Origin of the sequence: Frigoriflavimonas asaccharolytica (assembly GCF_013294015.1) — a bacterium.
GTDB lineage: Bacteria > Bacteroidota > Bacteroidia > Flavobacteriales > Weeksellaceae > Frigoriflavimonas > Frigoriflavimonas asaccharolytica.
Genome location: NZ_JABSNO010000026.1, coordinates 41436 through 53422 on the forward strand (window position 1 = coordinate 41436; position 11987 = coordinate 53422).

At 33.1% G+C, this 11987-nt stretch carries 10 protein-coding genes; 6 read left to right on the forward strand and 4 right to left on the reverse strand.

The features are described from left to right. Nucleotide 1 precedes the first annotated feature (1 nt). The 3 genes from HNQ03_RS13735 (at nucleotide 2) to HNQ03_RS13745 (ending at nucleotide 6436) form a co-directional block, all read left to right on the forward strand. Nucleotides 2–1975, forward strand: coding sequence for a TonB-dependent receptor plug domain-containing protein (locus HNQ03_RS13735; RefSeq protein ID WP_173780267.1), 1974 nt, complete (start codon nucleotides 2–4; stop codon nucleotides 1973–1975). Nucleotides 1976–1985: 10 nt separating this feature from the next. Then, nucleotides 1986–3941 (forward strand): heavy metal translocating P-type ATPase, encoded by a 1956-nt coding sequence (locus HNQ03_RS13740; protein ID WP_173780268.1) that lies wholly within the window; start codon nucleotides 1986–1988, stop codon nucleotides 3939–3941. 359 nt (nucleotides 3942–4300) lie between these two features. Beyond that, nucleotides 4301–6436 carry a S46 family peptidase gene (locus HNQ03_RS13745; RefSeq protein ID WP_173780269.1) on the forward strand — a complete coding sequence of 712 codons (2136 nt, stop codon included), beginning with the start codon at nucleotides 4301–4303 and terminating at the stop codon, nucleotides 6434–6436. A 170-nt stretch (nucleotides 6437–6606) separates the two neighbouring features. Here the strand turns inward: HNQ03_RS13745 and HNQ03_RS13750 are convergent, their stop codons facing one another. Both HNQ03_RS13750 and HNQ03_RS13755 read right to left on the reverse strand, forming a co-directional pair. Then, complete coding sequence (locus HNQ03_RS13750; RefSeq protein ID WP_173780270.1) at nucleotides 6607–8979, reverse strand: M1 family metallopeptidase; 2373 nt, start codon at nucleotides 8977–8979, stop codon at nucleotides 6607–6609. A 66-nt stretch (nucleotides 8980–9045) separates the two neighbouring features. Further along, the gene (locus HNQ03_RS13755; protein ID WP_173780271.1) at nucleotides 9046–9624 is read right to left on the reverse strand and encodes a HupE/UreJ family protein; all 579 of its coding nucleotides are present in this window, start codon (nucleotides 9622–9624) and stop codon (nucleotides 9046–9048) included. Between the two features lie 67 nt (nucleotides 9625–9691). On the opposite strand from HNQ03_RS13755, the gene HNQ03_RS13760 reads away from it, so the two are divergent. The 3 genes from HNQ03_RS13760 to HNQ03_RS13770 are packed head-to-tail and all read left to right on the forward strand — an operon-like array spanning nucleotide 9692 to nucleotide 10715. Further along, nucleotides 9692–9940 (forward strand): hypothetical protein, encoded by a 249-nt coding sequence (locus HNQ03_RS13760; RefSeq protein ID WP_173780272.1) that lies wholly within the window; start codon nucleotides 9692–9694, stop codon nucleotides 9938–9940. Next, nucleotides 9916–10218 (forward strand): hypothetical protein, encoded by a 303-nt coding sequence (locus tag HNQ03_RS13765; protein ID WP_173780273.1) that lies wholly within the window; start codon nucleotides 9916–9918, stop codon nucleotides 10216–10218. Before HNQ03_RS13760 ends, HNQ03_RS13765 begins: the two co-directional genes overlap by 25 nt. Further along, the gene (locus tag HNQ03_RS13770) at nucleotides 10215–10715 is read left to right on the forward strand and encodes a DUF6702 family protein (RefSeq protein WP_173780274.1); all 501 of its coding nucleotides are present in this window, start codon (nucleotides 10215–10217) and stop codon (nucleotides 10713–10715) included. Before HNQ03_RS13765 ends, HNQ03_RS13770 begins: the two co-directional genes overlap by 4 nt. On the opposite strand, the gene HNQ03_RS13775 is transcribed toward HNQ03_RS13770, so the two are convergent. Further along, entirely contained in the window at nucleotides 10699–11286 is a 588-nt protein-coding gene (locus HNQ03_RS13775) for an acyl carrier protein phosphodiesterase (protein ID WP_173780275.1), read from the reverse strand. The two genes, HNQ03_RS13770 and HNQ03_RS13775, sit on opposite strands and share 17 nt — an antisense overlap. Then, the gene (locus tag HNQ03_RS13780) at nucleotides 11283–11816 is read right to left on the reverse strand and encodes a VanW family protein (RefSeq protein WP_173780276.1); all 534 of its coding nucleotides are present in this window, start codon (nucleotides 11814–11816) and stop codon (nucleotides 11283–11285) included. The genes HNQ03_RS13775 and HNQ03_RS13780 overlap by 4 nt, the downstream gene beginning before the upstream one ends. Between the last annotated feature and the right edge of the window lie 171 nt (nucleotides 11817–11987).

The window sequence follows — 11987 nt, forward strand, 5'->3', positions numbered from 1 at the left end:
AATGAAAAAATTAATATTTTCAGCATTATTCATGATGCTGTGTTCGCTTGTATCTGCGCAAAAAGATACCATAAAAATAGAAGCTGAAAAAGAAGGCGAAATAGAAGAAGTGATTTTAAAATCTACAAGAACCAGCCGCAGCATTGCCAATACGCCAACTCGTGTAGAAACAATTGGTTTGGAAGAGATAGACGAAAAAGCCAATATGCGACCCGCCAATGTAGCGATGATTTTGCACGAAAGTACCGGAATTGCCGTGCAGCAAACCTCTGCTACTTCTGGAAATCCAAGTATAAGAATCCAAGGTTTGGACGGGCGATACACCCAAATTCTAAAAGATGGCTTTCCAAGTTTTGGCAATTTTGCCAATGGTTTGAGTATTTTAGAAATTCCACCAATAGATTTAAAACAGGTAGAAATTATAAAAGGTCCATCTTCTACTTTGTATGGTGCAGGCGCAATTGCGGGTGTGATTAATTTTATTTCCAGAGAACCGAGAGAGCAGCAAAATTTTGATATTATTACCAATTATGCCAACACCAATTTAGTCAACGTTGGGATGTTTGCGGCAAAAAAGTACCGTAATTTCGGATATACCATAACAGGACTTTTCAATTCTCAGAAGGAATATGATGTAGATAATGATGATTTCACGGAATTGCCACGTTCGTTAGATTTCACAATTCATCCAAAATTATTTTTCTATTTTTCTGATCAATCCAAAATTGTTTTGGGAAATTCCTTCACATCTGGGGAAAGAACTGGCGGAGATTTAAATGTAATTGCTGGAAATGCGGATCAATTCCACGAATATTTTGAAAAAAATAATTCAGTAAGAAATACCACAACTCTTGAGTTTGATTATACTTTTCTAGATGAATCTAAAATTAATCTTCGCAGTTCTTTGTCACTTTTTGATAGAAAAATAGGCATTCCGAGTTATCAATTTGAAGGATTTAGCAAGAATTTTTATACAGATTTATCTTGGAGCAAAAATTTAGAAAATCAATCATTTGTGGCAGGCGCCAATTATATCGCAGATGATTTTGCAGACAATTCTGAACTGCAGAATGATCTAAGTTTTTCTACAGAAACTTCTGGTGTTTATCTACAGCATACTTTAGATATTACCGATAATTTTAAAATTGAAAACGGAATACGTACAGATTTTGTGCAATTTGGAAATGAATTTTACCGCAAATCTGAAGCATTTTTTCTTCCAAAGACGTCATTACTTTATAGATTTGATTCTAAATGGAGCAGTAGAATTGGGGGTGGATTTGGCTATAAAACACCAACGTCTTTTACGGAACAGACAGATACTTTCCAATATCAAAATTTGAAACCTTTGCAAAATGTAAGTTCAGAAAAAAGCATTGGCGCCACTGGAGATGTGAATTTTAAAACAAAAATTGGAGAAAATTTCGACTTTAGTATTAACCAAATGTTTTATTATACGCAGCTGAAAAATTCAATTGTTTTGGATGTTGATGCCTCTTCAAATCCATTTTTAACGAACACCAACAAAAATGTTTTCAGCAAAGGATTTGAAACTAATGCGAAATTTATTTATAAAGATTTTATTAAACTTTTTGCGGGCTATACCTACACAGATACGCAGGCAGAATATTTGCCAGACACTCAAATAATTCCTTTTGTACCTACAAGTAAAGTCAATTTAGCTCTAATTGCAGAAAAAGAAGGGAAATTTAAAGCAGGATTTGAAGCTTATTATACGGATCAACAAGTTTTGAACGATAGAAGTTTAAGCCCAGCTTTTTGGGAATTGGGTTTTATGGCTGAAAAATATTTTAATAAATTTTCTATATTTATTAATTTCGAAAACTTCACAGATACGAGACAAAGCAGATACAAGTCAGTGGTTTCAGGATCGCATTCTAGCCCAATATTTGATGATATTTGGACTCACACAGAAGGCAGAACTATAAATGGAGGTATAAAATATAAATTTTAAAACAGTTATTATGTCACAAGTTTGCTGCTCTACAGAAGAGCAACCAATAAATAAAAATCACGACAACCACGATGGTCACGATCATTCTCACGAGAATTTAGATGGTAGTTTAGGTCAATTATTTTTGCCTGCAATTATTTCCGCGGTATTATTGGCAATCGGTTTATTTTTACAATACGTAATGAAACCTGCCTGGTTTACAGAAACCTTTAAAATAATTCTTTACACTATAGCCTATATTCCAGTTGGTTTTCCGGTTTTAAAAGAAGCCTTTTTCAGCATTAGAAAAGGCAATTTCTTTTCAGAATTTTTCTTAATGACGATTGCCACTGTTGGTGCTTTTGTTATTGGCGAGTATCCAGAAGGTGTTGCAGTAATGCTTTTTTACAGCGTTGGTGAAAATTTTCAAATTCTAGCAGTTCGAAGAGCAAAAGGAGATATTAAATCGCTTTTAGATCAAAGACCAGATGAAGTGACTATTTTAGAAAACGATATTCCTAAAGTCATTAAAGCTGAACATGCGAAAATTGGTCATTTTATTCAATTAAAACCAGGCGAAAAATTAGCTTTGGACGGAGAATTAATTTCTGAAAAAGCGATATTCAATACCGCTGCATTAACGGGAGAAAGCAAACCAGATTCTAAGAAAAAAGGCGATCCAGTTTATGCCGGAATGATCAATTTGAATTCTGTTTCCAAAGTTGCAGTTACCAAAGAATATAGTGATAGCAAGCTTTCAAAAATTTTGGAAATGGTGCAAAATGCTTCATCGCAAAAAGCGCCAACCGAACTTTTTATTTCGAAATTTGCAAAAATTTATACGCCAATTGTAGTTGTCTTGGCAATTTTAATAACGCTTCTACCCTACTTTTTTGTGGCCGATTATCAGTTTAGAGATTGGTTGTATCGTGCATTAGTTTTTCTCGTAATTTCTTGTCCATGTGCTTTGGTGATTAGTATTCCGCTCGGTTATTTTGGGGGAATTGGCGCGGCAAGTAAGAATGGAATTTTATTTAAAGGTGGCAATTTCTTGGATATTTTGGCAAATATTCAACATGTGGTGATGGATAAAACGGGAACGATGACGGAAGGTGTTTTCAAAGTTCAGGAAGTGAAAATTACTGATGGTTTTGAGCAAATAGATATTCTGAATAAATTAAATTTAATAGAAAGTAAATCTACCCATCCAATTGCAACGGCAATTCATGAATTTGCCGGCGAAATTGATCATACTCAAAATATCGGGGAAGTTTCAGAAATTGCTGGACATGGTTTGCAAACCACTTTTGATGGAAAAGAATTTTTGGCGGGTAATTTTAAATTACTAGAAAAATTCAATATCGATTATGATAAAAATTTAGAAAACATTCCCGAAACAATTGTTGCCACAGCTTTTGACGGGAAATTTAGCGGCTATATCACGATTGCGGATCAGATAAAAGAAGACGCGCAAGAAACCATTAGTAGTCTAAAAAATCTAGGAATTAATGTAACCATGTTGAGCGGTGACAAAACTGCAGTGGTAGAAAAAGTAGCTAAAATATTAGGAATTCCAAATGCTTTTGGAAGTCTTTTACCTGAAGACAAAGTTTCAGAATTGATGAAAATAATTGCTACAGGACAAAGTGTGGCATTTGTTGGTGATGGTGTAAATGACGCGCCAGTTGTCGCACTTTCTGACGTTGGAATTGCAATGGGCGGATTGGGAAGCGATGCCACGGTGGAAACTGCAGATGTTGTAATTCAAGACGATAGACCTTCAAAAATTGCTATGGCAATTAAGATTGGAAAGGCAACCAAAAAGATTGTTTGGCAAAATATCGGTCTTGCATTTGGCGTAAAAGCCATTGTCCTAATTCTTGGTGCAGGTGGTTTGGCGACTATGTGGGAAGCGGTTTTCGCGGATGTTGGTGTGGCACTTTTAGCGATTTTGAATGCTGTGCGGATTCAGAAGATGAAGTTTTAATTCTGCTATTTTAGCTCACGGATATCACAGAATATTTATATTTACTTCGAACTTATCAATAATCTTTAAATATGCGAAAATCTGCGCCCCGACTTGAGTGGAAATCCTTTTTTTTTACATTTTGAAAAAAAAAGATTGATTCAGTTTTTTTTATAAATTTTTATTTGATTCATCGAAACTCGTTCCTCGTTTTGAGAACGGAAGGCATAAACGAAATTGAAGCGAAGGCTTTAATTGAAGTTTACGAACGAAGTTCATGGCGCCCAAATAAGCTCTAAAATATTTGTAGATACAGATTTTTATTTAAAATTTTAGCAACAATTTAAAATTCCTTATTTTAGACCAATCAAAAATAATTTATGAAAAGACAGATTATAGTCGCAGCAATTTTCTTTAATTCTGCTTTCGCATTCGCCCAACAATACGGTGGCATGTGGATTCCAACAGAAATAAATGAGAAAGAAATGAAATCTCTGGGAATGAAAATTTCCGCAAAAGATATTTGGAGCACAGATAAACCATCCATTAAAGATGCGGTGGTTCAATTTAACGGTGGTTGCACAGCCGAAATCATTTCGCCAAAAGGGCTTTTATTGACCAATCACCATTGTGGTTACGGGCAAATTCAATCTCACTCTACTGTTGAAAAAGATTATTTAGCAGATGGTTTTTGGGCGAAAAATATGCAAGGCGAATTAACGAATCCAGGTGTTACTGTAGATTTTATAGTGGATATAAAAGATGTGACCAAGGAAGTTCTAGGAAATACAGCTGGAATGACTGAAGCGGAAATGGCAAACGTTATTAAAAGTAATATTGAGGCTGTTTCTAAATCCTTTAAAACAGAATCTTACCAAAAAGTGAGTATTAAGCCAGTTTATTATGGCAACAAATATTACGCTTATGTGATAGAAACTTTTAAAGATATTCGTTTGGTTGGTGCACCGCCAACATCCATCGGGAAATTTGGATCTGATACAGACAATTGGGTTTGGCCAAGACACACGGGTGATTTCTCTATGTTTAGAATTTACGCAGACAAAAATAATAAACCCGCAGACTATTCGCCAGATAATGTGCCTTACACGCCAAAACATTTCTTACCGGTTTCTTTGAAGGATAAAAAAGAAAATGACTTCACATTTATCTACGGTTTTCCAGGTAGAACTACAGAATATTTGCCGTCGATTGCGATTGATAAAGTAATGACAGATACGGATCCTGCCAGAATTGCGGTAAGAGATGTTGCGCTAAAAACTTTAGATGAAAAAATGCGTGCAGATCCTGCAACAAAAATAAAATACGCGTCTAAATATGCATCTGTTGCCAACTATTGGAAAAAATGGATTGGCGAAGTGGAAGGTTTGAAAAAATCTGACGCAGTTGGGAAAAAGCTAAAATATGAGCAAATGCTTACAGCTAAAAATCCTGAGATGAAGGCTACTTTGGCGGAATTGAATCGCTTGTATGAAGCACAATCGCCATACGCTGTAAATAATGCTTACTACGGTGAAGTAACGAGAAACGCAGAAACATTGCGATTGGCAAATTACTATATCAACTTTGTGGAAGCTAAAGAAGATGGCAAAATGACTGCAGACATACAAAAAAGATATGTAGACATTTTATCTAATTTCTACAAAGATTATGATGGTGAATTAGATGCAAAAGTAACCGCAAAAGTTTTAGCTTTATATCAGCAAAATAATAACGCGAGTTATCTTCCAGCTAAATTTAATGCATATTCTGATGCGAATAAGAATTTAGCAAGCATGGAAATTTTATCTAAAAAATCCATTATTTCTGGTAGAGGAAAACTAAACGGAAAAACGGCTTATACAGACCTGGCTGGTATTTTGAATGATCCAAAATTTGTAGCTGAAATAAAGAAAGACCCTTTTTATATTTTAGCAAATGATTTAAAGAAATCTTACATGACAAATGTGGATGGAAAATACAATGACTACCAAGACAAAATAGATGTGCTACAGAAAACGTACATGGCGCAACTGATGGCTACAGATAAGGATAGAAAATTCTTTCCTGATGCCAATTCTACATTACGTGTAGCTTATGGACAAGTAAAAGGTTCTAATCCTAGAGATGCAGTAAATTACGGCTACCAAACTACTTTATCTGGCGTAATGGAAAAATACGTTCCTGGTGATTATGAATTTGATGTTCCTAAAAAACTAATGGACTTGTATAATGCTAAAGATTATGGTATTTATAAAGATGCAACCGGTGAAGTTCCAGTAAATTTTACTGCAACCAACCATACAACTGGTGGTAATTCTGGAAGTCCAACATTGGATGCAAAAGGTAATTTAATTGGATTAAATTTCGATAGACAATGGGAAGGAACGATGAGTGACATTAATTTTGACCCGCGTTTCAGTCGAAATATTATGGTGGATACTAAATACATTCTTTTCATCATAGATAAATATGCCGATAGTAAATGGCTTATTGATGAAATGAAGATTGTGAAGTAGTAATGCGTGTAGAGGCGCACTCTATGAGAAAAAAAACACTTATTTAAATGCGTCTTTTCACTATAGATTGACAGAATGCGCTTTGAGGCGCAATCTTACAATAATGAAAGCAACAAAAAAAAGAGGAAACCAAATCGGTTTCCTCTTTTTATTTTGAAATGTCTAAAATATTATTTTGTTTTTCCAGCTGCTTGCATTGGGTTTATAGTTCCTTTACTTGCACCTCTACTCACTTCTCCATTTTTTTGTTTAAATACTTGAAATTTAGAAGCTGGTTCAGAAGTTCCTCCCCAGAAATTATTTGTAGTATCAATATCCGCAGTTTCTTTCATTGGATCTAATTGTACGGAAACTAATTTCTTGTCGAAATAATAGGTTTTGGAAACTTGTTTTTCATTTTTTCTCCAGATTTGAGCCGGTATTTTATCCGTTTTTTTGCTGCCATCTTCGAAGGTAAATTCTAAAATGATTGGCATTACCAAACCACCTTTATTCTCAAAATCTAATTGATAGGCTTTGATGTTTTTTAAACTTTCCTCGTCTTTTTTGCTTGCTTTCTCAAAATTATCTACGGTGATAGATTTTTTGATAGTGGTATCTACTTTTTCTAAACCACGATTGTATCTCCAATAGAAATCTTGAGTTTCTTTATCTTTATCTGTGTAGAACGTAATATTTTTGTCGGCTTTGTTTCTAACTTTAGAAATATCTGTAAAATCGTTTTTCAGCGGTTTATCTACTGTATAGCTTATTTCTCTAGGTTTTGGATCTGTATTAAAATCTGCTTCGGCGATACTCACTTTCGTTAAAGCAATATCTACAGGATCTGTTCCGTAGAACCAACCTCTCCAAAACCAATCTAAATTTTCTCCACTTGCATCATTCATTGTGCGGAAAAAATCTGCAGGTTCTGGATGTTTAAATGCCCATCTTTTGCTATAAGTTTTGAAAGCTTTATCAAAAAGTTCTCTTCCCATTATGGTTTCTCTCAAAATGTTTAAGCCTGTTGCAGGTTTAGAATAAGCATTTGGTCCAAATAGATTGATGTTTTCAGAATTCGTCATTATTGGTTCCAATTGATCTTTTGGCAATTTCATATAATCTACGATGGTATGAGCTGGCCCTCTTTTGCTTGGGAAATTTGGATCCCAAAGTTCTTCGGCTAGATATTCTACGAAAGTATTCAAACCTTCATCCATCCAAGACCATTGTCTTTCGTCTGAATTGATGATCATTGGAAAATAATTGTGCCCAACTTCGTGAATGATAACGCCTAACATTCCGTTTTTTGTAGCTTCAGAATAGGTTCCATCTTTTTCTGTTCTTCCATAATTAAAGCAAATCATCGGATATTCCATTCCATTTGCAGCTTCTACAGACTGTGCAACTGGATAAGGATAGGGAATTGTGAAATCTGAATAGGTTTGTATGGTATGTACAATAGCTTTTGTAGAATATTTTCTGTACAAACCATAGGCTTCTTTTGGATAGAAACTCATCGCCATTACTTTCTGCTTATTTTCTGGAATTACGGTTTGCATTCCGTCCCAAACGTACTTTCTAGAAGATGTCCAGGCGAAATCTCTCACATTTTTGGCATCATAAACCCAGGTTTTCCTTTCTTTAGATTTATTCTTTTCAGATTTTTTTGCCTCTTCAAGTGTTACAATTTCCACGGGTTCTTTAGAAGATTCTGAGCTTTTGTATCTGGCAAATTGTGCAGGCGTCAAAACCGACTGATAATTTACATTTTCTCCTGTAGAACCTACAATATGATCTGCAGGTACATTCATACTTACCTTAAAATCTCCAAAAACCAAAGCAAATTCGCCTCTTCCGGTAAATTGATTGTTTTGCCAACCTTTGAAATCGCTATAAACACACATTCTAGGATACCATTGCGTCATCGTGAAAATATGATTACCATCTTCTGGAAAAAATTCATAACCGCCACGTCCACCTTGCTTCATTCTATTAGGAATATTGTAGTTCCAATCTATTTTAAAGGTAATTTTCTCGCCAGATTTCAATATTTGTGGCAAATCTATGCGCATCATTGTTTTATTGATGATGTACGGTAAAGCTTTACCATTTGCATCTACAATTTTTTCTATTTTCACACCAAATCCATTGTCTTTTTCAGGCAAATCGGTTGTTTTCAATCTATCTGTTGTGCTAGAATTTGGCAAAGATGAAGGAGATTGATAATTGGCATCTTTTACATTAGATTGCTGATTTTCATCCAATTGCATCCAAAGATATTCTAAATCATCCGGAGAATTGTTGTGATAAGTAATCGTTTCTGATCCTTTTAAATTAAGTTTATCTTCATCCAAATAAGCATTGATGTTGTAATCTGCTTTTTGTTGCCAGTATTGATGTCCAGGTGCACCAGAAGCTGTTCTATACACATTTGGTGTAGGAAGAATTGTGCCAAGCATTTCAAATTTGTTTCCGTGATTACTTTCCGGATTGTTTTGAATATTTTGTGCAAATGCAATGGAAGAAACCATTAACGAAAGTAATGATAATTTGATTTTCATAAAATAAAGTTAATTAATAATAAAAGGTTCCCAAATTTACAGAAAATAACGCAGAGAAATATTAATTTAAAAATAAAATCTCATCCACATCATGTAAATTGCGATGATTAAAACAAAAGTAGACACAAAAAGGACGACGCTTTTTTTTGTGATGCTAGTAAATTTAATAATAAGCTCTAAAATCAACAGAATAAAAAATATTACCATTATTTGTGCAAATTCTATCCCTACATTGAAACCGAGCAAGGGTAAAAACAAATCTTGCTCATTAGATATCATTATTTTCAATGTATTTGCAAAACCTAAACCGTGGATTAACCCAAAAAATAAGGCAAATATATATTGGTAAATTATTTCTTTTTTTGGCTTATCAACTAAAACAAAATTTGAAATAGCTGTAATTGCAATTGTGCAAGGAATTAAAAATTCTACCAATTTGCTATTGATCTGCAATAAATTTAAAGTACTAAATATCAAAGTAATAGAATGTCCTATGGTGAAAGCTGTGATTAATACCATCAATTTTTTATAATCTTTTAAGCTGAAAACAACTCCTAAAATTAATATAAAAAGCAAATGATCTAGGGCAAAATCTGTAATGATGTGCTCCCAACCTAATTGAAAATAAAATAAAAAATCCTGCATTTTTGGTTAAATTTTTGAATGCACTATTTTACGAAAAATAATTTAACTTTGTATAAAATCACTCCAAATGAATATTACGATTGAGATAGAAAATAAAGAAGATTTTCCTTTTATTAAAAAACTAATAGAAAATTTAAAAGGTGTGAAGATTTTAGAGAAAAATATAGAAACCGTAGAAGACGTAGAAATGCCTGATGAATTTTTTGATGCATTGAGTGACTATGCAGATTCCTTGAAAGATGAAGATTGTATATCACATGATGAATTTTTAAAATTTATAAAAGAAGAACGATGCAAGTTATCTACAGTGAAATAGCAAAATCATCGTTAAAAGAAAATATCAAATTTCTAAAAAGACTTTGGACACCCTTTGAATTAGATATATTTTTATCTGATATTGAAATCGTTTTGAAAAATTTGAAAAATGGAAATTTCCAACACTATAAAATTGAAAAGAAAAATATTTGTTCTGTTTTAATCGGAAAACGACATGTAAAAATGTACTTTCGAAAAGAAAGTGAAGAACTGATTCGAGTATTGCTTTTCTTTGAAATGAGGCAGGACCCAAAAAAGATTGCTCAATTATTAAAATGAAAAAACTATCCTTACTACTAATTCTATTCCTCACAATAACCTCTTTCACCAAAGAAGTTCATCCTTTCCATGTAGGTTCTGTGGAATTTAATTTTAATAAAAAATCCCAGACTTTTGAGATTTCTGAAAAATTTTTTATTGATGATTTAGAGAATGCTGTGAATAAAGGCAACTCAAAAATCGTTCGCTTTCAAGATGCGAAATTTAAAAATGAAATGAATGAAGCTCTGAAAAATTATGCTTTGAAAAATGTAAAATTAAAAGCAGATGGTAAAATTTTAAAACTAAATTACATCGGCTATCAAGAAGAAAATGAAAGCGTAAACATCTTTTTAGAATCGGAAAAAATCACCAATCCATCTAAAATAGAAACTGCGGTTAGCATGCTTTACAATCTGTATGATGATCAGATGAACATTATTCATCTTGTGCTAAATGGGACTAGAAAAAGCCAAAAACTTACCTATCCAGATCAATATTTCAAGAATCAATTCTAGGAAATTGAGCGTTGATAGATTTTGCAAAAGCCAAAAGTTCTGGGAAAAACACATCAAAACAATCTTGCAGCAGAGGTTTATTTGTCAAAAAAACATCATAAACCAGAAGGTCTTTTTCTAAATATTTTGCTTTATTTAAGACATTTTGCATAGAATATTTTATGCCAAAATCTGCTCTATAATTGCACAGCCAATTGTCTTTTTCCATGCCGTTCAGCATTTTTAATAATCTTTCTGGCAAAATATGTTCATAATTTCGCAAAGCCTTATACACATTCAAAGCATGCCTGTTCAAGGCTTCTTCTGATAGAGAATTTGCCAAAAAGTAATCCATAGAAACATCTACAAAAGCACCAGAATACAATCTTACTAAAGGACTAAAAATCTTCTTTGCTTCCGAAATTGCAGGATGAGCATCCGTAAAGGTATCAATTTCACGGTGCAAAACGATGCCTTGCTGCAGCTTTTCATCGTAGGAAAATCGGTCTTTATTGGGAATAAAATCTTCTAAAAATTGCCCCACAATTTGTTCGTCAGAAAAATTAAGATAAGAATGTGCGAGGTAATTCATAGTCGTTTATAATAATTTTTAAATAATAATTCGTCATCAACTAAAGTTTGTACTTCTACTCCATTTTCAACAATGTGATAATCAAATTTTACTTCATTTATGTGAATTTTATCTTCGGAAAAAGCACTCAATTTAATTTCATCTTCCGAAATTTCACTTTTAAATTGTATCGGAAAATCATAAATATTTTGAAATTGAAGATCTTTGTACCCAAAAACCACGGTAGCATATGCTCCTAAAGGTGTAAATCTTTCGTGCTCCTCATAAATATCTAAAGAATGAGCATGTCTTTCGATAATTTTAAAACCCGTTTGCAAAGCTAAATGATATAAAATAGATGAGAACTGACAAATGCCGCCACCAAAATCATCAGAAACTTTTCCATCGATTAAATTTCTGCCTTTTTTGAAACCATTTTTGTCATTCGGTTTTCCTATTAATTTCCAAAAAGAAAAAACTTCGTTTGGTTTTATGATTAAATTATTTACTTTTTCTCCAACCAATTTTAAATTATGAATTTTATTCTCCAAAAAAAGTCCTTTTTTAATGGGCTGAATTAATTTAAACTGACAAATTCCCAAATCTTCTTCGGAATAATTTTTAGCATAATTAGTCAGCGCTTAAAAACACTATGATTTTCAATTTCTAAAATTTTAATATTGATATTTTCTGGAATTTTTGATTCCAAGTTAAAGTTATCA